Origin of the sequence: Desulfurispirillum indicum S5 (genome assembly GCF_000177635.2) — a bacterium.
GTDB lineage: Bacteria > Chrysiogenota > Chrysiogenetes > Chrysiogenales > Chrysiogenaceae > Desulfurispirillum > Desulfurispirillum indicum.
Genome location: NC_014836.1, coordinates 2,143,900 through 2,166,379, shown reverse-complemented (window position 1 = coordinate 2,166,379; position 22,480 = coordinate 2,143,900). Strand labels below are relative to the sequence as shown.

18 protein-coding genes are annotated in these 22,480 nt (G+C 55.8%); 17 read left to right on the top strand and 1 reads right to left on the bottom strand.

Going from position 1 to position 22,480, the window contains the following annotated elements:
* The first annotated feature begins 3 nt into the window (after positions 1-3).
* Complete coding sequence (locus SELIN_RS10150; RefSeq protein WP_013506577.1) at positions 4-720, top strand: DUF4912 domain-containing protein; 717 nt, start codon at positions 4-6, stop codon at positions 718-720.
* A complete protein-coding gene (locus SELIN_RS10145) occupies positions 707-2,308 on the top strand; it encodes a glycoside hydrolase family 57 protein (RefSeq protein ID WP_013506576.1) in 1,602 nt (533 codons plus the stop codon). The genes SELIN_RS10150 and SELIN_RS10145 overlap by 14 nt, the downstream gene beginning before the upstream one ends.
* Before the next feature lie 140 nt (positions 2,309-2,448).
* Here SELIN_RS10145 and SELIN_RS10140 read toward each other — a convergent pair whose 3' ends face one another.
* Positions 2,449-2,784, bottom strand: coding sequence for a hypothetical protein (locus tag SELIN_RS10140; RefSeq protein ID WP_013506575.1), 336 nt, complete (start codon positions 2,782-2,784; stop codon positions 2,449-2,451).
* A gap of 59 nt (positions 2,785-2,843) precedes the next feature.
* Here SELIN_RS10140 and SELIN_RS14155 point away from each other — a divergent pair, with 59 nt between their 5' ends.
* The 15 genes from SELIN_RS14155 (at position 2,844) to SELIN_RS10065 (ending at position 22,466) form a co-directional block, all read left to right on the top strand.
* On the top strand, positions 2,844-3,299 hold the full coding sequence (locus SELIN_RS14155) for a rod-binding protein (RefSeq protein WP_013506574.1): 456 nt from the start codon (positions 2,844-2,846) through the stop codon (positions 3,297-3,299).
* Between the two features lie 201 nt (positions 3,300-3,500).
* A complete protein-coding gene (gene flgM, locus SELIN_RS10130; protein WP_013506573.1) occupies positions 3,501-3,803 on the top strand; it encodes a flagellar biosynthesis anti-sigma factor FlgM in 303 nt (100 codons plus the stop codon).
* A gap of 34 nt (positions 3,804-3,837) precedes the next feature.
* Positions 3,838-4,320 carry a flagellar export chaperone FlgN gene (flgN, locus tag SELIN_RS10125; RefSeq protein WP_013506572.1) on the top strand — a complete coding sequence of 161 codons (483 nt, stop codon included), beginning with the start codon at positions 3,838-3,840 and terminating at the stop codon, positions 4,318-4,320.
* A gap of 65 nt (positions 4,321-4,385) precedes the next feature.
* The gene (gene flgK / locus SELIN_RS10120; protein WP_013506571.1) at positions 4,386-6,095 is read left to right on the top strand and encodes a flagellar hook-associated protein FlgK; all 1,710 of its coding nucleotides are present in this window, start codon (positions 4,386-4,388) and stop codon (positions 6,093-6,095) included.
* A gap of 34 nt (positions 6,096-6,129) precedes the next feature.
* Positions 6,130-10,659, top strand: a complete 4,530-nt coding sequence (locus tag SELIN_RS10115; RefSeq protein WP_013506570.1) for a flagellin N-terminal helical domain-containing protein — start codon at positions 6,130-6,132, stop codon at positions 10,657-10,659.
* A gap of 115 nt (positions 10,660-10,774) precedes the next feature.
* Entirely contained in the window at positions 10,775-11,233 is a 459-nt protein-coding gene (gene rnhA / locus SELIN_RS10110) for a ribonuclease HI (protein ID WP_013506569.1), read from the top strand.
* Between the two features lie 21 nt (positions 11,234-11,254).
* The gene (locus SELIN_RS10105) at positions 11,255-11,812 is read left to right on the top strand and encodes a DUF366 family protein (RefSeq protein ID WP_013506568.1); all 558 of its coding nucleotides are present in this window, start codon (positions 11,255-11,257) and stop codon (positions 11,810-11,812) included.
* Positions 11,809-12,531, top strand: a complete 723-nt coding sequence (locus SELIN_RS14150; RefSeq protein ID WP_013506567.1) for a 7-carboxy-7-deazaguanine synthase QueE — start codon at positions 11,809-11,811, stop codon at positions 12,529-12,531. Before SELIN_RS10105 ends, SELIN_RS14150 begins: the two co-directional genes overlap by 4 nt.
* Positions 12,528-13,082: a DUF4390 domain-containing protein gene (locus SELIN_RS10095; RefSeq protein ID WP_013506566.1), complete on the top strand. Its 555-nt coding sequence runs from the start codon at positions 12,528-12,530 to the stop codon at positions 13,080-13,082. Before SELIN_RS14150 ends, SELIN_RS10095 begins: the two co-directional genes overlap by 4 nt.
* Positions 13,079-15,232, top strand: a complete 2,154-nt coding sequence (locus SELIN_RS10090) for a sensor histidine kinase (RefSeq protein ID WP_013506565.1) — start codon at positions 13,079-13,081, stop codon at positions 15,230-15,232. The genes SELIN_RS10095 and SELIN_RS10090 overlap by 4 nt, the downstream gene beginning before the upstream one ends.
* A complete protein-coding gene (locus tag SELIN_RS10085) occupies positions 15,222-16,586 on the top strand; it encodes a sigma-54-dependent transcriptional regulator (RefSeq protein WP_013506564.1) in 1,365 nt (454 codons plus the stop codon). Before SELIN_RS10090 ends, SELIN_RS10085 begins: the two co-directional genes overlap by 11 nt.
* 136 nt (positions 16,587-16,722) lie before the next feature.
* On the top strand, positions 16,723-18,066 hold the full coding sequence (locus tag SELIN_RS10080; protein WP_013506563.1) for a TrpB-like pyridoxal phosphate-dependent enzyme: 1,344 nt from the start codon (positions 16,723-16,725) through the stop codon (positions 18,064-18,066).
* Positions 18,067-18,331: 265 nt separating this feature from the next.
* Positions 18,332-19,105, top strand: a complete 774-nt coding sequence (gene hisF, locus SELIN_RS10075) for an imidazole glycerol phosphate synthase subunit HisF (RefSeq protein ID WP_013506562.1) — start codon at positions 18,332-18,334, stop codon at positions 19,103-19,105.
* A complete protein-coding gene (mnmL, locus tag SELIN_RS10070; RefSeq protein ID WP_013506561.1) occupies positions 19,093-20,022 on the top strand; it encodes a tRNA modification radical SAM protein MnmL/YtqA in 930 nt (309 codons plus the stop codon). Before hisF ends, mnmL begins: the two co-directional genes overlap by 13 nt.
* 266 nt (positions 20,023-20,288) lie before the next feature.
* Positions 20,289-22,466, top strand: coding sequence for an adenosylcobalamin-dependent ribonucleoside-diphosphate reductase (locus tag SELIN_RS10065; protein WP_013506560.1), 2,178 nt, complete (start codon positions 20,289-20,291; stop codon positions 22,464-22,466).
* Positions 22,467-22,480: the final 14 nt, after the last annotated feature.

The following is a 22,480-nucleotide window of genomic DNA, read 5'->3' as shown; positions in this document are numbered from 1 at the left end:
GATGTGGATAAATTGCTGGAGTTGCCGCGGGAGGATCTGATCAGGATAGCCAGGGGATTGAGCATCGCGGGGCGTTCACGTATGTCAAACCGCGAGCTGGCCGAGGCCATTTATCGGCTTTCCCTGGACGTTGGCGTTTCATCGTTTTTTCTTCACCGCTCTGATGACAGCCACCTGCGGGTGGAATACAACAATATATATCTCCCCATGGAGATTGGCCGTAACCGTGCCTGTCTGCTCTATCGTGACCCACTGTGGGCCTATGTCTACTGGGAAATGACTCGGGATATTCTACCCGATGGCGACTCCTACAGTTTCACCCTGAAAATCATGGACAACCATACCCGGCAGGAGCACGTGCAGATTGGCGAGGTGGAGCGCGTCGGGCGCTGGTATCTGAACCTCAATGCGCCGGAACGTGAGTTTTACGCGGTGGTGGGTGTCACGTTCACCAATGGCGATTTTCTTGAGCTCGTGCGTTCCAATATCATCAAGATGCCGGCGGTTGGCTTTTCCGATGACGCGGAGCAGGTGGTCTTCTATAACCGTAAGACCGGATCGCGACAGATTGTTGACAGTGATGGCGCCTCTGTGGGTGTTGGCGCAGAACTTGGCTTTTACCATGACAGCTCCATTGCTATCCACCGGCGCTTTCCCGGCTCATCAATGAACTTCAGTTCACGGGCTGAAGACGACGGGAGCGAACATGGCAACCAATAACCACCGTGGCTACCTTGGACTGGTGCTGCACTCCCATCTGCCCTTTGTGAAACATCCCGAACATGAGCGGTTTCTTGAAGAGAACTGGCTCTATGAGGCCATGACGGAAACCTATATTCCCCTGCTGATGGCCCTTGCCAGGCTGGAACGCGATGGGGTGCATACGGCCATAACCCTTTCAGTGACACCACCCCTTGCCAATATGCTGGAAGATCCGCTGTTGAACAGTCGCTATGAAAAGCATATGCTGCTCATGCTCGAGCTGCTGGAAAAAGAGCGTCTGCGTACGGTTAACGACCCGGCAATGTCGGACGTTGTCCGCTTCTACCGTGAGCGTTTTCAGTCGATTCTCGACTACTACCGTCACGATCTAGCGGGCAATATCCTCAATGGCTACCGCCACTTTCAGGCTACGGGTGCCATTGAGATCATAACCTGTGCGGCGACCCACGGTTTTCTGCCGAATCTGCGCATGACACCGCGCAGCGTTCAGGCTCAGATTGCCCTTGGGGTCAAGTCCCACAAGCGTATTTTCGGCGTTCACCCCAGGGGAATCTGGCTGCCGGAGTGCGCCTACTACGAAGGCCTGGAAGAGGTTCTGAAGGAGCACGGTCTCGAGTACTTTCTCATGGATACCCATGGCGTGCTGTTTTCGCGGCCCCGCAGTATTTACGGAAACTACGCGCCCGTGTATACGCCCAATGGCGTTGCGGCCTTTGGACGGGATCAGGAGTCCAGCCGCCAGGTGTGGTCCAGCAAGGAAGGATATCCCGGCGATTTCCGCTATCGCGAGTTTTACCGGGATGTGGGCTGGGATCTGCCCTACGAGTATATCAAGCCTTACATCAACCCTGACGGACAGCGCATATTCGTTGGGCTCAAGTATTATCGCATCACTGGTGAAGGCGACCACAAAGAACCCTATGTGCGCGTTGAAGCCATGGAGGCGGTGGCTGAGCACGCTGGCAACTTCCTTTTCAATCGCGGGGCTCAGGTGAACTACCTGCACGATGTGCTGCGCAAGGAACCTCTGGTGGTCTGTCCCTATGACGCCGAGCTTTTCGGTCACTGGTGGTACGAGGGTATTGATTTCATCTACTACCTGCTGAAAAAAGCCCACTACGACCAGGATGCCATCGCGCCGATTACCCTGTCAGGTTATCTGGACAGGTATCCTGAGCATCAGGTGGTGCAGCCGGCGGCCTCCACTTGGGGCGACAAGGGCTATAATGAAGTCTGGCTCAATAACAGTAACGACTGGATTTACAAGTATCTGCATGATATCAGCATTCGCCTGAGTGAACTGGCCAACAAGTACCAGTACAGTTCTGACCAGACACAGGTCCGTCTGCTCAATCAGATGGCCCGTGAACTGGTGCTGGCAGAGGCCAGCGACTGGGCTTTCCTGATGACGACCCGCACTGCTGCCGAATACGCTTCCAAGCGTACCGTAGAGCACATTGAAAATTTTCGTCGCCTGGCGGACATGCTTGAGGGCGGGCAGGTGGAAATGGATGCCCTGGAAGAGCTGGAGTACAAAAATTCGATTTTCAGCCAGGATATGGATTTTCGCCTGTATTGTCCCTGAGTGGAGATCAGACCACCCTGTAACCCGCCTTCGGTATCTCATCCGGGGGCGGGTTTTTTCATTCTTCTTATGGGCGACTCAGAAAACCTTTCCATGGATTGAAAATATTTCTGCTGGTGGGCTCCGGAAAGCAGGGTGATTCAACCTGGTTCCACGCCGAAGAGGCTTGAGATGAGGCGACCGTAGTCACTGCCGGAAGAGGCGCCTGTGGACTCAAGGTACATCAGGTAGGCGTAGAGATGGCGGTAGCCTTTCATGCTGGGGATGATCTGGCCGTGGGATATGATGATATAGCGGTGTTTGGCCAGCTCAGCCAGTTCCGGGCGCTCAAGGCTTTTTTTATCGGAGAGCAGTTTCAGCAGCAGGGGGACATGGCGGTACTTTTCCCGGATATAGGTGCCTCGTTTTTTTTGTAACTCTTTGTTTTTCTGACCAATGGCTTTAAGGGTGTCCTGGATTACCTGCTGCCTGTTCATGTTGGCCTCTGTTTTGCACCTGTGAGGGGCATGTTCTGACAACCGGAGGAGTTGATACCATGATACCGGCTACTGTCAATGATATGTCCGTGGTCTCGCCGCACCACAGCAAGAAAAACGAGAACCTGACCGACGAGGAGCGGGGACAGATCCTGCGATCTGCTCAGCATTTTGAGTCACTGCTTGTGAACATCATGTTCACGACGATGAGGAAGACCATAGCAGATGGTGGACTGATTGAAAAGTCCAACGCTGAGGAGATCTTCACCTCGTTTCTGGACACCGAATTCTCCAAGACAGCCAGTACCAGCACTACTGGAGGAATGGGGCTTGCGGGAATGATGTACGAGCAGCTGACGGGTGAACCCCTGAAACACGCGCCTTCCCTGGGGGATGTGAGTCAGTTTGACTCGCGGCTGAGTTTTGGCCTCTCCGGCGCGCCTGAGCGCTTTGGGGCGTCCCAGCCCCTGAAGGTGAACCAGAAGATGCTGGAGGACTTCTACCTCGCTCGTTGAGGTTTTCCCTGAACCCCGCGCCTGGGTGGCAGGTCATTGAAAACAAATTGTGTGTGTCAGCCGGAAAAGAATTCCGCTGGCTTTTGATGTGTTGTGTTTGTCGGATTTTCCGGAAGTGAATTTTTTTGAAAAAACAGGTAAAGTTTTTTATCTGGCTTCCGATAAGAGAGACAGGCAGGAATACAACAAAGGAGGCACACAATGAAAGTCAATGGCTACGGCTCTTCTTCTATTGACGCCTACCTGAAAAACAATCGCACCCAGGGGAAATCCCGTGGGGACGAGGCAGTTCAGGGTAAGGAAGGCGCTGGGGGAAATGCCGATAAAATTCACTTTTCCGGCACGTATATGGATGTCGCCAAGGCAACCAAAGTCGCTTCAGATGCACCAGAGGTGCGTGATGAGCGGGTTGAGACCCTGAAGGCAGCCATTCAACGTGGAGACTATCGCTATAATCTCGATATGCTGGCGGCGAAACTGGCAGAGGTACTTGGCAAAAAGTAGCGGGTAAAAGGTATAACCGATATGGAGGTGACCTTTGAGTACGCACAAGACTGGCTCGGCTACACTGGCGGAGCTCTATACCTATTATGCGCAATTGCGCGATATGCTGCAGGAAAACCGTGAGCATATTGTCAAGGGGGATGTGCAGGGCGTTGATCGGGTAAGTAACCTGATGGAGACCCTGGTGCTGAAAATCCGCCTGCTGGAGGATACCCTTGACAGCTTTATGAAGGACTACGCTTCAACCCACGATGTGGAGTGCAAGCTGCTGGCGATAGCGGCCCACATGGAGCCGGAGGGTGGAGATTTCACCGATGAGCTGGTTCGCCTGAGCGAGCTGGTCAAGGATGTTGACCGTCAGACGTACATGAATCGTCAGATTCTGCACAGTGCCTTGAAGGTCAATGGACACTTTCTCTCCCTTGTGGATAACGAGTTGAAATCGTCGAAGCAGTATGCGTCCGATGGCGCAGTGACACAGAAGCGTCAATCACTTTTCATGAGCCAAAAAGTATGACCGTGGGCTGCTGATCCTTTGCGTGAAGGATTACAGCCTGCGGTTTTGTGTATAAGGAGCTGGTTATGGGAACCTTTCAGTCCCTGAATGTTGGTCTTTCCGGTGTGCTCGCCAGCCAGAGCGCCCTGATGACCGTTGGTCACAACCTCAGTAATATGAACACCGAAGGCTTCAGTCGACAGAGAGTTGTGCTGCAGGCCAACCAGCCACTGCGTATTGCAAATCTGCAGTACGGACAGGGAGTCAATCTCAACCAGGTGCAGCGGGTCCACGATGAGTATGTGCAGCAGTCCCTGCGGACCGCTATCACCAAGGGCGGGCAGTACGAAGCCAACTACATGGCCTATAACGAAATTGAAATGCTCTTCAACGAGACCGAAGGCATGGGACTTGGATATTCTCTGACCCAGTTCTGGGACTCATGGCACGACCTGGCCAATGCGCCCACGGACACCTCCCAGGAAGCCGCCTCCAAACGCTCCACGGTTATAGAGTCAGCCAATTTTCTGATCAACACCATCCAGGGCACCTACCAGCAGCTCAACGACCTGCAGGCCCAGTACACTGGCCGGGTTGACAGTATGGTCAACGATGTCAACTCGCAATTGCAGTCGCTGGCAACTCTCAACACACAAATAGCCAAAACTTCAGCTCACGGTAATCCGGCCCATGATCTGCTGGATCAACGGGATATGATCCTGAACAAGCTGGCGGAATATATTGATATCAAAGTGGACATTGATCCCCAGGGGCAGGCGACGGTCTTCTTTGACGGCAAGACACTTGTGGATCGTGACTATGCTGCGAAACTGATCAATAAGCGTACCGGTGAGTTCAGCAGCGAACTGCTGTTCGAAAGCACCTCCGGCCACACCAGCAAGATAACGAACTTTTCCAATAATGGTCAGATCGGCGCGTATATGGAAATGCGCGATAAGACAATTCCTGGCTACATCGAAAAACTTGATGATCTTTCGCGTACGATTATCGAGGAGGTCAACAAGGTTCACGCCAATGGCATGGTGACCAAGCCTTTCGGTGCGGTATCTTCCCAGTACAGCGTTGAGAACAGTCGCACTCCGCTCAATGACAATACGCCCTTTCAGATTCAGAATGGCAGTTTTCAGCTCAAGGTCTTTGACCCTGCGGGGGGCGAACTGCAGACCTTTGAGATCCGCATCAACGAGGGCGACTCCCTGCGCCAGATTGCCATGAAGCTGGATCAGGCCGACGGGGTGGCGGAAGGCGGGCTCTTCAGTGCCAGCATTAATGCTGATAATCAGCTGGAAATCCGTGGTAACAACGGGAATACCTTTGTCCTGTACAACGACACCAGCAACGCGCTGACAGCTATTGGGCTGAACACCTTCTTCAAGGGGCACGACGCCAAGAGCATCGGGGTCAACAGCTATGTGGCAGAGGATACGACTCGCCTTGCCACCAGCTTCAGTGGTGAGCCGGGTGACAACCGCAATGCCAATCTGATTGCCGAGTTACGGAATGCCAAGGTCATGGGTGGCATGACCATTGGCGAAAACTATAATCATTTTGTCAGCAAGATCGGCATGGACGTGCGAATCAATATTGACTCACTCGAGACCACCCAGCTGATTCGCTTCCAGATCGAGGTGAAACGCGAAAGTATCTCCGGCGTCAATGAAAACGAAGAACTGACCAATATGCTGAAATTTCAACGCTCCTTTGAGGCATCATCACGCTTTATTACCACCATTGACCGCCTGCTTGACAATATCGTCAATCGAATGGGCGTATAGAAACCCGTGAAAGAGAACGGGTAAAGGGGAAAACATGCGAGTCACCAGTAATATGCTCTCCCTCAATTTTCTGGGGGGGATAAACCAGAGCCTGAACCGGATGCTGGAGAATAATCAGCAGATCGCCAAAAACCGCACATTGCTGGCTCCCAACAATGATCCGGTGCGCATCAGCCAGGCTCTCTCCTTCCAGAACAGCATTGATCTCTTTACCCAGTACCAGCGCAATATCTCCAATGCCCAGACGTGGCTGAATCTTTCCGATGGCAGCCTGCAGTCCATGAGCTCCATCCTGCAGATGGCCAAGAACAACTACGCCCTGGCTGGGGCCTCAGACTCCATGTCCCCCGATGCCCGCAAGGCGCTGGCCAATGATGTGGAAGCCATGCGCAACGAACTGATCAGCCTTGGCAATACCAAGCACCTGGATCGCTATATCTTTGGCGGCTATCAGACGCGCGATGAGCCATTCCAGGAGCGCAAACAGGAAATCGAAATCATCCGCCAGGGTTCCTATATTGGAACCGCTGGCGCTGGGTTATATACCAAGGGGGTTTTCTCTGATCTGCCTGAGCTCCCCAAGGGCGACTATGAAATCCTGATCAGCTATGACGAGAACTCCAAGGTAGCGACCGTGTCCATGACTGACTCCCAGGGGCGCGCGGTTTCTCTGGATTCCAATGGTTCGGACAACAGCGGCAACGGCAAGATGAATAATCTGACCACGGTTTCCCGTTACCAGGTGAATCCGGGTGATTTTATCGATACCGGTCGGGGAGTTGCCATCGAAATACCCAAGGGTTTCACGGGTGGGCAGCGTATCCAGTTCAGCTACAGCCCCGGTGACAGCCTCTCCTATCTGGGTGATGATGGCCTGATGAAGGCACAGGTGGGGGTCAACGACCAGGTGAACCTCAATGTTCCGGGCAATAATATCTTTTCCCAGACCGCCAAACAGATAGAGACCACCTTTGTGAACTTTGCCAATGGCGCGCCCATCAAGAACATCACTCTTTTTAAGGATATCGATAACGCCAACGTGCAGAAGGGCGACACCATCTCCTTTAACGGCTTTGACCATTCGGGCAACCGCATTGGTGCTGCCCGCATCATGTCACCCAAAGCCGCTTTGCTTGACCACACCAAGACGACCGCAGCAGAACGCAGCTTTTCCTTATACTACGGCAACAATCAGCTTGATGGTGTAACCAAGAACATCACCATACCTCAGAACGGCTACGCCAGCACCGATCGCCTGGCGTTTGCCATGCAGACCGCCATCAATGAAGCCATTGCGTCCCAGAACAACCATCCCGTGTACTTCAGCGGTGGCATGAACGCGGCAGGAGCTGCCGTTGGGCCGCTCTATGATGATGGCCTCGGCACGGTCAATAACCGGCTTTTCACGACGGGCAATATCGCCTACGACCAGTACAAGCAGATCACCATCAAAGCCGTCAACGATGCCGATATCGGCACAGGCGGCCCGGTCACTTTCCAGATCTTCGGCTTTGACGAGAAGACCCAGTATACGGATACTGGTGCCCTGAACTCTGCGTCTGCCAGCTTCCTGGGGGAGATGACCATCGACAACCCCCAGGTAGGCTTCAAGTACAGCATCAAGGATGATGGCATTGTCAGTGGCACGGATTTTGGTCTGAATATCGGCTTTCTGGGCGGGCAGACAATCAGTGCCGGCATGACCTTTGACTTTGCGGCAGCCACGGAGCCAGCCGTTGACAGCTTCGCCTACACGGGCGGTGGCGGCAACCTCGATGGCCTGCTGCTCAGTTACGACAACCTGCGCTACAATGGTTCGGCTATTCAGGATATCGTCTTCAGCAGCGCCGGCGATCTGGATATCCCTCCGGGCGGGAACCTGAACTACTTTATTACCACCGATACGGGAACCTATTCGGGTTCGCTGACCCTCGGTCCCGATGTGTATCAATATCCGGTGGAGATCCCCGGTACCGGGGCCACTATCCGTCTGGATCAGTCGGTGGGGAACTTCAGCTTCAGTGGCGGTGCCACGGCGACTTACGTCTTCGACAACACCCGCACCCTCAGTCCCAATCTCAATATCAGCGGTTATACCGGCGATGGCGAGACGCTGATTCTGCGCGCCCGTTCGGCGGTCACCTCGGGCGGCACCTTCCAGCCGGGCAACTACTCTGCGGCCGGGACTATTGACTTCAACCTGGGTGGTGGGTTCTTCGATGTGATGGACAACTTCGGCAATGTCAAGGAGACGGTCTATATCTCCGGTGATGGCCGCACCAGCCTCAGCAATGGGGTACAGATATCCTTTGACCCGAATTCGGTCTTTGAGATTGGCCAGACCCTGAGCTTTAATGTGCTTCCCCAGGATATGGTGAATGTACGCTCCGATGGCAGCAATATCCTCTTTGAAAGCCTTGATGTGGGCGAGGATATCACCATGAGTATCTTCGCTGACCCCATGTCGAAGCTGGGGCTTGACCAGAACGTCATTACGGCGCAAGGGGCGAATATCAAATACGTCATCGATCCGGAAAAGCCCGTTGAGGATATGCTGCGCTTTGTGGAAAACCTCTATGGTAACACCATAGACGCCTACATCACGGAAAACGGCAAGCTGGCTTTTGTGGATCTGCACGCTGGTCCGAGTCGCCTTGAGGTCAATGTGAGCACCAATAACGAAGGTGTGCGCCATGTGACTCCGCTGACACGACTGAATCCCCTGGGAGGCCAGTTCAACGACTACTATATTAGCGGAAACTATACCGCCCGCGATGACAATCGCTGGAATATCAGCCTGCATATGGCAAGTGGCGCGGGAACCGCTGGTATAGTGGGTATGGATGAAGGCATTCTGCTGACCATTGAAGACAAGTATGGCAATAAACTGCTGGAAAACTATTCCCTTGACCCCAGTACCTACTACGGGCAACCGATCAGTGTGGCCAATGGTCTGAATATTCGCATCCCCATGGGGACGGCGGTGACAGAGGGCCTGACCACCAGTGAGATAGCCCTCAAAGGCAATGGCTCCCTGGCATTTGGCTCCTCGGCTACCACCCATGAAGGCTATGGGGTGGATATCTTCCGCAGCCTGACGAATCTTGAGGACGCCCTGAACCTGGATATCGGTCAGCCCGGCATCAAGGCTCCTTCGGAATGGGCGTTTGGCTCCACGACGGTGCCGGCCATGATGGGGGACTTCACGGGGAACTATAATACCCAGTGGACGTTCGATATTGACAAGATCTACGCCAGCAGCGAGAGCACCGAAGATATCAAACGCCAGATGGAATACACCAGGCGCTCTGATCTCTCCAGTGCCGATGGCACTATCAGCGCCTTTGACAGCACCACCGGCCGTTACCACCTGAGTGCCATGGGTTCGCTGCAGATCACCTACTACAATCCTCCCTCGGCAAATGGGGGCGGCAATTATGTGACGACCCAGGTTCACCTCTCAAGCAGTCCTTCGGGGGGGATATTCTCTTCCCTCCAGGAGATAGAGGACTATATCAATTCCGAACTCAAAAAGGACTCCACGGCGGTTGCCAATAATATCCAGGTGAGCTTCAAGGGGTCGCAGGCCGGCGATAATGTCATGTTCAGTGTGACCGGGAACGGGAATACGAATATCCAGGGTGTGACGACCAGCTCACCGGCTTCCGCCTATGGTACCCTGGGCTACGACAATGGTCTTTTTGGTGGCTCCTACGCTTCGGCGGGGGGAACTGCGTCGAAATTTGATTTTGAGCTGAATTTCAACGGCTTCGAGGTGGACCAGCGGACCATGCGTATTCCCTTTGGCGATGAAGTGATCAGCATTGCCATGGAGGACTACACCAAATCCTCTTCCGCTGCCGCCACCCTGAAGCTGGACTTCACCCGCAATGAAGATGGCACCATGCGCACCACAGCGGAGATTCAGGCCGCCATCGCCACGTCACTGCAGATGGCGCTGGATGAACACTTTGGGGGTGAAGGCAAATCCCCCATCGAAGCTTCGATAGTGGGCCTGGGCACCAATGCCGACCCCTTCAGTCTGCAGCTTGATCATGGGGGAGTGCCGCTGCAGGGCCTTGACGATACCCATCTGGACCTGTTCGGCAAGCGAAGGCCGGGTGCCGCAGCGGAAATGACCGTATATGACTTCAAGGGCGACCATGTGCGGCGCATCACGGTGAACACGGCGCACGACGAAGTCTTTGTGCGCGATGGTGTGAGCCTCTCCTTGTCCGAAGGGAGCCTGGTGGCCAAGGACAAGTTTACGGTGGCCATGGGGACCGGCGCTGCCAGTGAAGTGGGCCAGCTGGAGCGGGCTCTGGATCAGGTGCTGGACTCGCTGGCTTCGGTGGGCTCAACCTCTCACCGTATTGAGCTGCTGGATCAGCGTTATGAAAATACCAATGTCATGCAGAAGGAATTCACTACCAAGGCTCTGGGCGGCACCATGGAAGACATGGTCGCCGTGGCCACGAAGCTGGAACAGAATCGGATTGCCTATGAATCGGCTCTGGCAGTGCATGGCAACACTTCGCGTTTGAGCCTGCTGAACTATATCTGATTTTCTCTTTGCAGAGGCTCAGGTGGGTAGCCAACCTTTTCGCGGGGCGAGGATTTCCTTGCCCCGCTTTTTCTTTTCCGCTACATAGAAACCCAGCAAAAATGAAGGAATTCCGTTGAAGCACGTTACCATGTATACTGACGGCTCCTGTCTGGGGAATCCAGGCCCGGGAGGCTATGCCGCTATTCTCCACTATCAGGATAATCGCGGTGCTGAACACGAGCGCATCATTTGTGGATCTGCAGAGCATACGACTAATAATCAGATGGAACTGATGGCGGTAATCGAAGGGCTTCGCGCCCTGAAATCCCCATGCCGCGTCGATATTTATACGGACTCAAACTATGTGCGCCAGGGGATCACGGCCTGGATATTCCAGTGGAAGCGCAATGGCTGGAAGACGGCGGGCAGGAAGCCGGTTGCCAACCGGGAGCTGTGGGAAGAACTGGACTCCCTGATAGCGCAGCACCAGATCCAATGGCATTGGGTCAAAGGACACAGCGGGCATGAAATGAACGAGCGATGCGATGACATTGCGCGCCAGCAGGCCCAGCAGATGAAAGACCAGATGTAACCAGAACGCCCGGAGATATGTGTGGATATTCACTGCCTTTTTCACCAGAATCAGCTGGATTACGACGGCACGCAGCTGCGGGAGCTCTTTGCCCGCACCATGGGGTGCCCCGCAGGGGACAGCGCCATCGTCTTTCGCGGGGCGTGTCATGTGGATGTGGCCCACCTGGTGGACAGTGCCGATGCCCTGGCACAGCAGCCCATCCATTCCGATGATATGCTGCATGTGATCATGGAGTTCTTTTCCGTCGATCTGCTGGCGACCGTCTACCTGCAGCGCCTGTTCATGGTCTGTGTGCTGGAAGAGTTGCTTGGGCGTGGTGTCCCGGCGCTCAGGCGCGGTGACGATATCTTTGTTGACCACCGGAAATTCTCCGTCTCCATTGCAACGGCTTCGCGGGTATCGACACTGATCCATGTGGGAATGAACATCTCATCCCGCAACACACCGCTGCCCACCGTGGCCCTGGGCGATCTGGCCATAGAGCCCTGGGAATTCGCCCGGCATGTTCTGGATCGCTTCAGCCGGGAGGTGCGCAGCTGCTGGGAGGCTCGCTGCAAGGTATGGGGGGTCTCATGAACGCCATGATCCAGGAGATGTTCTGGTCGGTGCAGGGTGAGGGGCCCCGGTGCGGGCGCCCTCAGCTCTTTGTGCGCCTGCATGGCTGTAATCTCACCTGCTCCTACTGTGATACTCCGGCTTCTCTGATCCCACGGGCTCCGCAGTCTTTCCCCTGGCATGGCAGGACGGTGCCCAATCCGGTGCCCCTGGAGTTTCTCCAGACCCTGGTTGCCCCGGAGCTCCCCTTTGTGGAAAGTGTCAGCATCACTGGCGGTGAGCCCCTGTGCCAGGGGGATTTTGTGGCGGCTTTTGGCCGTTGGCTGTGCCAGGATATGGCCATGGAGGTGCTCCTGGAAACCAATGGGACTTTTCCTGGCTGGCTGAAGGAAAACACCGACAGCTTTTCGCTGGTTTCCGCGGATCTGAAATTCCCCTGGGCGCAGCAGCACAGGGACACCGCCGGCGAGTTGCTGGACTTTCTGCAATCCCGCCAGCAAAGCTGCCAGGACTCCTGCAAGATCATCTGCGATGACGCTTTTCTCGCCTGTGCTTCCCACTGGCTTGATCATATGGTGGAGCGGGGAGCGCGCTTTCCCGTGGTGCTGCAGCCTCTGACGGCAGCCGATGGAAGCTGTCGAGGCGTCGAAGAGTCCATGAAGCTGGTCAGAACCTATACCGAACGTGGACTGCGCATCTGGCTTATTCCCCAGATGCACCACCTGCTGGGGGTACAATGAAGAAACTGTTTCTCTGCGCTGCTTTCATCCTGCTGTGGGCCACTGTCGCGGCGGGCATGTCCCGGGAACTGGTACAGGAGTCCTTCCGGGTGGAAAACGAAGTGGCCTACGTGCAACTGCGGGTCGATCACCTGTTCACCCAGGATATCGTGGACGCCATTACGGCCGGGCTGCCGGTGCACTATCAGTTTGAAATCCAGCTGCACCGGCGTCGCACCCTGTGGTTCAACGCTACTGAACGCACGGTGACCGTGCGCAAGGGCATTTCCTATGACGCCCTGCGCCGGGTGTACACGGTGACCACGGCCAAAAGCGGGATGGAGGATGTACGGGAGTATCGCGATCAGCAGCGGGCGTTCAGCTACTTTCAGAACAGTTCCATGGTCAGTGTTGACGGCTTTACCGCCAATCACTTCCTTGTGGCTCGTGCCTTTCTGAAAGAGTTTTCCCACTGGTTTCCCCTGAATCTGATCGTGCGGACCTTTGCCGACTGGGAGTTCAGCACCGGCACACTCACCATCCAGAATACGCAAGGGCAGGGACAAAGATGAAGAAGCGCACCATTGCCTTTTTTACGCTGACAGGACTGCTGCTGATTTCCCTGGTGGTATTCAATGCCTTTTTTGTGCTGGGTGAACGGGGCAGTACTCCCAGCATCTCCTTTCTCAGCTTTCTGTATGTGAACTTCTTTCTCTGCCTGGTTCTGGCGTTTCTGGTCTTCCGCAACTTTGTGAAGCTGCTGATCGAGCGTCGCAGCCGCTACTTCGGTGCCCGTTTTCAGACACGCCTGGTTCTTATATTCACGGCATTGCCCCTCTTCCCCACCGTTTTTCTCTTTTTTCTGTCCAGCGGTATCGTTTCCACCTCCATCGAAAAGCTGATCAACGAAAATGTCGAGCAGAGCCTGGAATACGGGATCAGTGTGGTGCAGATGTACTACGATCGACTGGAGGACGAAGTGCTTGCCAAGAGCCAGCAGGTGGAGGGATATGTGGACGCGACTGCCCTGGAGGAACTGTCCAGGCTGGATGGACAGTTCCGTCAGGCGATTTTTCGCGAGGGGCTCTCCTCCGTGGTGCTGTTTAACTGGCAGGGGGATATGATCACCTTCATGGGAGACCCCCTGGCCAAGATTCCCAACTTCTGGAGCCAGGAGATCTACCCCTATACCTTTACCAGTGAAGGAGCTTCCGAGGTATTCGCGGTGCGCCGTCTGCTGCTGCCCGGACTTGAACACCCGCTGTTTCTGCTGACATCCATGCGCGCTCCTGAGGAGCTTTCGCGCCAGGGGTTCGCCCTGCAGGAGACCCTGAAGAACTACAAAGAACTCACTATCTACAAAAATCCCATGAAAGTGGGATACTACTTTGCCCTGGCACTCTTTTCCATGCTGGTGCTCTTTGGCTCCATGTGGGCGGGCATGTTTATCGCGCGCCGTATTACCGTACCGATTCAGGAGCTGGCGGAAGCAACCCGCCAGGTGGCCGAAGGCAACATGAACGTCCAGATCAACGTACGGGCCGAGGATGAAATTTCCGTGCTGGTGGACTCCTTCAATCGCATGATCCGCGATCTGCGCCGCTACAAGGAAGCCATGGAGAGCAATAACCGCGAACTGATCAAGACCAACATTGTGCTGGAAGAGGTGCGTCGCTTTCAGGACGTGCTGCTGAAAAGCATCTCCACCGGTGTTGTCTCCATCGATGGCAAAGGGGAAATATCCTTCATCAACGACACCGCCCGCCAGATGCTCGGCATCAACAAGGAAGAGGAGATAGCCGACGATATCCTGCAGGAGAACTACCCGCTCTACCTGCTCCTCAGTGCCGTTGACATCATGAAGACCCAGGGTGAACCCTCCATCAAAGGGGAAGTGGAAATCATGGTCAACGAAAAAAAGCGCAACCTGATCTTCGAATCCATCGCCCTCTATACCACCGAAGAGAAACGCTATATCGGTGAAGTTATCGTCTTCGACGACATGAGCGCGGTGGTGCGCTCCCAGAAGGCCATGGCCTGGCGGGATGTGGCCAAGCGCATTGCCCATGAGATCCGCAACCCCCTGACCCCCATTAAGCTCAACGCCGAGCGGCTGCTGAAGAAGTACGACACCATGGATCCCGGCGAATTCCACCAGGTGCTGGAACGAAGCTGTGGTGCCATTATCGACCAGGTGGATACGCTGCGCATGCTGGTGGACGAGTTCTCCCAGTACGCGCGCATGCCCAGGGCCAGCCGGAAACCTGAATCCATAGTGCCCATTGTGGAGCGCTCCATCGAACTCTACCGCAATTCCCATCCCGCCATGACCTTCAAACTCACCATCCATGGTGAGATACCGCTGCTGATGCTGGACAAGGAGCAGGTGTCACGGGTTATGGTGAACCTGCTGGAAAACGCCGTCTTTGCCACCGCTGACAACGGCCAGGTAGATATTCTCATCGAACGCCGGAAGTATGCCGTGGAACTCAAGGTATGCGATTCCGGTGGCGGGATACCCGAAGGAGTGGCGGAGAAGATATTCTCACCCACCTTCTCCACCAACCCCAAGGGCAGTGGACTGGGGCTCGCCATCGTACAGCGCATTGTGGAAGACCATTCCGGAGTCATCAGCGTCAGCAACGAACCCCAGGGGGGAGCCTGCTTTACCATCGAGTTCCCCATTTCATCATCAGAACAGGAGCAGGGCCTTGAAGTATAAAGTACTGATCGTGGATGACGAAGTCTCCATCTGTGAAGTCCTCAGCGATATCCTGGCCGACGAAGGCTACCAGGTGCGCGCCTGCCAGAGCGGCGAAGAGGCCCTGGAGCTTTTTCCCCTGTTCACGCCCGATGTGGTGCTGCTGGATGTGTGGCTGGGCGGGATTGACGGCATCACCACCCTGCAGAAACTGCGGGCCATGGACAACACCCTGGGCGTGATCATGATGAGCGGGCACGGCACCATTCACACCGCCGTCAAAGCCACCCGCGAAGGCGCCTATGACTTTGTGGAAAAGCCATTCGCCATGGAGAAAGTGCTCATCAGCGTTAAAAATTTCCTGCAGTACCGCCATACCCTCAACGAAAATGCCTCTCTGCGCAAAACCTTCAACAGCAAGTACCGTATTGTGGGCAGCAGTCCGGCGATACGGCAGATGCAGGAAGTTATCAAACGGGCCGCCCCCTCCAATGGACGGGTGCTCATTCAGGGAGAAAACGGCACCGGCAAGGAACTGATCGCCCGCAATATTCACTTCGGCAGTCGCCGAGCCGCCGGCCCCTTTGTGGCGGTCAACTGCGCCGCGATTCCGGAGAATCTCATAGAAAGCGAACTCTTTGGCCACGAAAAAGGCGCATTCACCGGAGCGGCCCAGAAAAGGCAGGGCAAGTTTGAGCTGGCCGATGGCGGCACCCTTTTCCTGGATGAAATTGCCGATATGTCACTGAACACCCAGGCCAAAGTACTGCGGGTGCTGGAAGACCAGATGGTAGTGCGCCTTGGCGGCAGCGAAGTGTTCCCCGTTGACGTACGCATCATCAGCGCTTCCAACAAGAAGCTGACCGAACTGGTGCAGCGGGGGGAGTTTCGCGAGGACCTCTATTACCGGCTCAACGTCATCCCCATCGAGATTCCGCCCCTGCGCGAACGCCATGAGGACATAGAGTTTCTGCTCAACCACTTCCTGGAAGTCATCTGTGCCGACGAAGGAGTGCCACGCAAAACCGTAAGTTCCCAGGCCATCGAAGTGCTGCTGCGCTACCCCTGGCCCGGCAACGTGCGCGAGCTCAAGAACCTGGTGGAACGCCTGGTCATCATGGTTCAGGACAGCACCATCGACATTGGCGACCTGCCCGAAGAGTATCGGCAGACCGAAGGCGATCGCTCTGCGGGCAGCCTGACCGGAGCCGTCGAAGGGATCGACAACTTCCGCCAGGCCAGGGAGGATTTCGAGAAACTCTTTATCGCCGCGAAACTGCGCGAGTGTGAAGGCAACGTCACCAAGGCAGCGGAACTGATGGAAATCGACCGGGTCCACCTGCACAAGAAAATCAAGCAGTACGGCATAAAATAAGCCAGCGGATGAGCAGGTACCGGCTTTGGGTCCCCTGCTGCAGGCCAATCTCGGCTTGTCAAATTATGGGAAATATATAATGATAATGCCCGCGTTCAAAAGACCGGATGAAGATACTGTCAAGGAGAAGCCGCGTATGGAAAAGAAGATACTGCTCAGCGAATCGGAAATGCCCCGCCATTGGTACAACATCATTGCCCACATGCCCAATCAGCCGGCACCTCCCATGGACCCCTCCACCGGTCAGCCAGCGGCTCCCGAAAAACTGGCACGGATTTTTGCCCCCCAGCTGCTGGAGCAGGAAATGGGGCAAGGCGGCGCGTACATTGAGATTCCTGAAGAAGTCTTCGACACCTACCGCATCTGGCGTCCAGCACCCCTGATCCGTGCCACCGAGCTGGAAAAACTGCTGGATACCCCCGCCAAAATTTACTACAAATACGAAGGCGTATCGCCAGCCGGCTCCCATAAACCCAATACCGCCATTCCCCAGGTCTATTACAATAAGCTCAACGGCATCAAGCGCATCGCCACCGAAACCGGAGCGGGCCAGTGGGGCACCTCCATCGCCTTTGCCACCCAGCGCTTCGGCCTGGAGTCCATCATTTACATGGTGAAAGTCAGCTATGAGCAGAAACCCTACCGCAAGGCCATGATGGAAATGTGGGGCGGCAAGGTGATCCCCTCGCCCTCAACCACCACCGCCTGTGGCCGGGCCATGCTGGCAGAAGACCCCGACTCCAACGGCAGCCTGGGAGGCGCCATCTCCGAAGCCCTGGAAGACACCCTCTCCCGCGAGGACACCCGTTACTGCCTCGGCAGCGTGCTCAACCACGTGGCCCTGCACCAGACCATCGTGGGCGAAGAGTCCATCAAGCAGATGGAAAAAGCCGGCGACTACCCTGACATCGTCATTGGCTGTGCCGGTGGTGGCTCCAACCTGGCGGGCATCGCCTTCCCCTATATCCGCGAGAATATGCTCAGCGCCAGGAAAACCGAAATCATCGCCGTTGAACCCACCGCCTGCCCCACCCTGACCAAAGGCACCTACACCTACGACTTTGGCGATGTGGCCCAGCTCACCCCCCAGCTGAAAATGTACACCCTCGGCTCCAAATTCATGCCCGCCGGCATCCACGCCGGAGGACTGCGCTACCACGGCATGAGCCCCCTGGTCAGCCAGCTCTACCACGAAGGCTACATGAAAGCCGAAGCCTATAACCAGCTGGAGTGCTTTGAAGCCGCCGCCATGTTCGTGCGCACCGAAGGCATCCTGCCCGCCCCCGAATCCAGCCACGCCATCAAAGCCGCCATCGTCCAGGCCCTCAAAGCCAAAGAAGAAGGCACCTCGAAAACCATCCTCTTCAACCTCAGCGGCCATGGACACTTTGACATCGCCTCCTATGAGAAGTACTTCCAGGGCGAGCTGATCGCCTACGAACACCCCGAAGCCGAGATTGCCAAGTCGCTGGGGAGATAAGGGCTGAAGATTCAGGGAAGAGAAGAGTATTCTCACGCCAAGCCCACCAAGGCACCAAGAAAAAGCAGGGAGAAAAGGGTCTGTTGACCGCGAATAAACACGAATGAACACAAATTCAGAAGAGTGGAAGAAACCTCTCGCCCGTTCGCTGCGCTCACCGGGGGCCGCTTTTGCGCACCTTTTGGCGGGTCAAAAGGTGCAAAGTACTTTTTGAAGAGTGAAATATCTCATTATAAAAGCTCAACGCTCCGTTGAAAGGAACTCCATGTTAACCAAACGAATCATCCCCTGCCTCGATGTGGACAAGGGGCGGGTGGTCAAGGGTATAAACTTCGTCAACCTGGTGGATGCCGGTGATCCGGTGGAGGTGGCCCGTCGCTACGATCTGGCGGGGGCTGATGAGGTGACGTTTCTCGATATCACGGCTTCCAGCGATGCCCGTGGCATTCTGCTGGATGTGGTGCGCCGCACGGCGGATCAGGTCTTCATCCCTTTGACGGTGGGTGGTGGCGTGCGGGAGCTGGAGGATATCCGCCAGCTGCTCAACGCCGGTGCCGACAAGGTGAGTATCAACACGGCGGCGGTGAAAAATCCCGAATTCGTGCGCGCTGCCAGTGAGCGTTTCGGCAGTCAGTGTATTGTGGTGGCTGTCGATGGCAAGCGGGTGGGAGACCACTGGGAGATTTTTACCCACGGTGGGCGCAATGCCACGGGTATCGACGCGGTGGAGTGGTGTCAGCGCATGGAATCCTACGGTTGCGGCGAGATTCTGCTGACCAGCATGGACTGTGACGGCACCAAGAATGGCTACGACCTGGAGTTTACCCGGGCGGTTTCCACGGCGGTGGGCATTCCCGTCATTGCCAGTGGTGGCGTGGGTAACCTGGAGCATATCTATGATGGTTTTGTGGAGGGCAAGGCCGATGCGGCCCTGGCGGCTTCCATCTTCCACTTCGGCATGTACACCATCGGCGAGGCCAAGGAGTATCTTGATCGCCGTGGCATTCCCGTGCGTCTGCCCCGTCCATGTGGCGCATAGAGGGCAAGCGCTACATTGGCCTGAATGAATACTTCCGTTTCCACTTCGGCACCAGGGTCTACAAGGTGCCGGTGGATGCGGGTTTTTCCTGTCCCAATCGCAAAAGTCGTCAGCAGGGCGGCTGTGTCTACTGTTCCCCTTCCGGCAGTGCGGCGGCCATTGCTGCCGAGCATGATTCCATCACCGAACAGGTGCAGCGGTCCATTGCCTCTCTGCGTCGCCGCCACAAGGCGCGCAAATTCCTGGCCTACTTTCAGGCTTATTCCAATACTCACGCGCCGGTGGATGAGCTGCGCCTGCTCTATGACCGGGTGCTGTCTCTGAGCGAGGACTTCATCGGCCTGTCCATCGGTACCCGTCCCGACTGCATGGACCATGAGCGCCTTGATCTGCTGGAGTCCTACCAGCGCCGGGGCTGCGAGCTGTGGGTGGAGTACGGGGTGCAGAGCCTGAAGGAGGAGTCCCTGGAGTTTATTCGCCGGGGCCACGATGTGGATACGGCTCTGCGGGCTATCGAGGCGACCCGCCGGCGGGGAATCAAGGTGTGTGCTCATGTGATCTTCGGCCTGCCCACGGAGAGCCTGCTGGAGAGTGTCGAGGGGGTGAGGCGGCTGGGAGAGCTGGGCATCGACGGAATCAAGATCCACATGCTGCATATTATGGAGGGTACGGAGCTGGCCCGTATGTATCGTCAGCATCCTTTTCTCTTGCCGACTCTTGAGGAGTATGCCGATGCGGTTGCGCAGGCTATCGGTGCTCTGCCTTCGGGCTGCATTCTCCACCGTCTGACGGGTGATGCTTCGTCGCGGGAGCAACTGGTGGCTCCAGCCTGGATTGAAAAAAAACAGCGGGTGCTTGACGCCATCGACAACTCCATGGCCCGCAAAGGAATATCGCAGGGCGATTGTCTGTTGTAGTGGTAATGTGGTGTGATTTTGAGACGCGCCTGAGACTTTCAACTCTCCATAACTGCCAGTATTTCAATGGGTTATACTTCCGTTCTTCGCAAATCCCCATGGATTCTTGGCCACGGAATGTGGCGTTTTTTTTGGTTGTCCGGTAGCAGGCAAGATGATAGTATTTCCTTCCTTTGAGGGAACAAGGGGCAGGCCGATGGGCTTGCCCCTTTATTTACCTTATCTTCTGCTACTGGGCAGGGAATTCACCACGGAGGAGAGAAGTCATGACGGTAGAGACGCGGAAAGTATCACTGACGGAGACGGCGGAAACAGTTCTGCAGCGACGCTATTACCTCAAGGATGCCCAGGGTCATCCCGTGGAAAACTGGGAAAAACTCTGCCGCCGGGTGGCCAACGCGGTAGCGCTGCCTGATCGCGAACTGGATGATTACGAGGAAGTTCGCGATCATTTCTTCTCCCTTATATACAGTCTGGATTTTCTGCCCAACTCTCCGTGCCTGATGAATGCCGGAACCGGCATTGGCCAGCTCTCGGCCTGCTTTGTTCTGCCTGTGGAAGATTCCATGGAGGGGATTTTTACGGCGGTCAAGAACGGCGCTCTCGTGCACAAAACCGGTGGTGGCACTGGCTACTCCTTCTCGCGTCTGCGCCCCAGGAACGCCACAGTCAGCTCCACCCAGGGTGTGGCCAGCGGTCCCCTGAGCTTCGCGGCGGTGTTTGACGTGGCGACGGAAACCATCAAGCAGGGTGGCAAGCGCCGTGGTGCCAACATGGGGGTCATGCGCGTTGACCATCCCGATATCATGGATTTTATCTGCGCCAAGGAAGATCAGACGCGCTTTAATAACTTCAATTTCAGTGTGGCCATTACTGATGAGTTCATGCAGGCCCTCTATGACGAGCGGGAGTACGCGCTGGTTGATCCGGTCACCAAGGAGATCGTCAGTTCCCTCAATGCCCGCACGGTCTTCGACAAGATTGTAGACCTGGCCTGGCACAATGGTGAGCCGGGGGTACTCTTCATCGATGCGGCCAACCGTGCCAACCCGACTCCCCAGCTGGGCGAGTTTGAGGCCACCAACCCCTGTGGCGAGCAGTGGCTGCTGCCCTATGAGAGCTGTAACCTGGGCTCCATCAACCTGGGGAACTTCGTGGAGGGTGGCCGTGTTGACTACGATCGCCTGGCCAGGACAACCCGTCTGGCGACGCGCTTCCTGGATAATGTGATTGACTGCAATGTCTTCCCGATTCCCGAGATCAAAGAGATGACCATGAAGACCCGCAAGATCGGCCTGGGTATCATGGGCATGCACGATATGCTGATTCAGATGGGGCTTTCCTATGCTTCCAATGAAGGGCGCAAGCTGTGCGCCGAGGTGATGAAGTATATTCGCACCATCTCCGAGGAGACTTCCATTGAGCTGGCCAAGGTCAAGGGGCCCTTTCCGGCATTCGACCCGGCAATCAATACCTATACGCCCCGACGCAATGCCGCCCTTACGTCCATTCAGCCTACGGGAACGGTTTCCATGATCGCTGACTGCGCCAGTGGCTGCGAGCCTTACTTCTCCATTGTCATGGTCAAGCACGTTATGGATGGCGACAAGCTGTTGATGGTCAACAAGCATTTTGAGGAAATTGCCCGCGCGGAGGGCTTCTACTCCACCGAGCTCATGGCCCGCGTGGCCGACAGTGGCACCGTGGTGGGGCATGAAGAGATTCCGGTGAAGTGGCAGGAGATCTTCTGCACGGCCCAGGATATCACGCCTTCCGATCACATTCAGATGCAGGGAATCCTGCAGCAGAGCGGAGTGGACAGCTCCATCAGCAAGACCATCAATATGCCCAACACGGCCACCAAGGAAGATGTGCGCCTGGCGTACCTCATGGGCTATGAAATGGGCTGTAAGGGCCTGACGGTGTATCGTGATGGCTCGCGCGATGGGCAGGTGCTCAATACGAAGTCCGCTTCGGAGGCGTCCCAGAAGGAGGCCATGGTCAACTCCCAGGGCCTTATCGGCAAGCAGGGCCTGCCTGATGAACTGAGCGCCAAGCGCTACCGCCTCAAGGACCCCGACCATAATAATGTCTACATTATTATATGCTTCGATGAGAACGAGAAGCCCATGGAGGTCTTCGCCAAGTTCCCCTTTGAGAATCGCATTGACCTCAAGGACAAGTCCACCATGTGGACCACCACCTGCCGCCTGGTCTCCCTGGCGCTGCGCTACAACATTCCCATGGAAGAGATCATCAAGCAGCTGGACCGCTCCAGCGGTCATATGCTGGATCTGCCTGCTCAGCTGGGCAAGCTGCTGAAGTCGTTTATGGCGGGAACCCAGAATGGTTTCCACAGCAAGTGCGCCGATTGCGGCGGCATGCTGGCCTTTGAAGAGGGCTGCGAAACCTGCCACAGCTGTGGCTACAGCAAGTGCTCCTGATGGGCTCCGGTGGA

What these genes read in the sequence shown, in the direction of transcription:
- flgK (WP_013506571.1), top strand. Translation starts at nt 4,386, where the DNA reads ATGGGAACCTTTCAGTCCCTGAATGTTGGTCTTTCCGGTGTGCTCGCC.
- SELIN_RS10145 (WP_013506576.1), top strand. Translation starts at nt 707, where the DNA reads ATGGCAACCAATAACCACCGTGGCTACCTTGGACTGGTGCTGCACTCC.
- SELIN_RS10115 (WP_013506570.1), top strand. Translation starts at nt 6,130, where the DNA reads ATGCGAGTCACCAGTAATATGCTCTCCCTCAATTTTCTGGGGGGGATA.
- SELIN_RS10095 (WP_013506566.1), top strand. Translation starts at nt 12,528, where the DNA reads ATGAAGAAACTGTTTCTCTGCGCTGCTTTCATCCTGCTGTGGGCCACT.
- SELIN_RS10065 (WP_013506560.1), top strand. Translation starts at nt 20,289, where the DNA reads ATGACGGTAGAGACGCGGAAAGTATCACTGACGGAGACGGCGGAAACA.
- SELIN_RS10090 (WP_013506565.1), top strand. Translation starts at nt 13,079, where the DNA reads ATGAAGAAGCGCACCATTGCCTTTTTTACGCTGACAGGACTGCTGCTG.
- SELIN_RS10140 (WP_013506575.1), bottom strand. Translation starts at nt 2,784, where the DNA reads ATGAACAGGCAGCAGGTAATCCAGGACACCCTTAAAGCCATTGGTCAG.
- flgM (WP_013506573.1), top strand. Translation starts at nt 3,501, where the DNA reads ATGAAAGTCAATGGCTACGGCTCTTCTTCTATTGACGCCTACCTGAAA.
- SELIN_RS14155 (WP_013506574.1), top strand. Translation starts at nt 2,844, where the DNA reads ATGATACCGGCTACTGTCAATGATATGTCCGTGGTCTCGCCGCACCAC.
- hisF (WP_013506562.1), top strand. Translation starts at nt 18,332, where the DNA reads ATGTTAACCAAACGAATCATCCCCTGCCTCGATGTGGACAAGGGGCGG.
- mnmL (WP_013506561.1), top strand. Translation starts at nt 19,093, where the DNA reads ATGTGGCGCATAGAGGGCAAGCGCTACATTGGCCTGAATGAATACTTC.
- SELIN_RS10080 (WP_013506563.1), top strand. Translation starts at nt 16,723, where the DNA reads ATGGAAAAGAAGATACTGCTCAGCGAATCGGAAATGCCCCGCCATTGG.
- SELIN_RS14150 (WP_013506567.1), top strand. Translation starts at nt 11,809, where the DNA reads ATGAACGCCATGATCCAGGAGATGTTCTGGTCGGTGCAGGGTGAGGGG.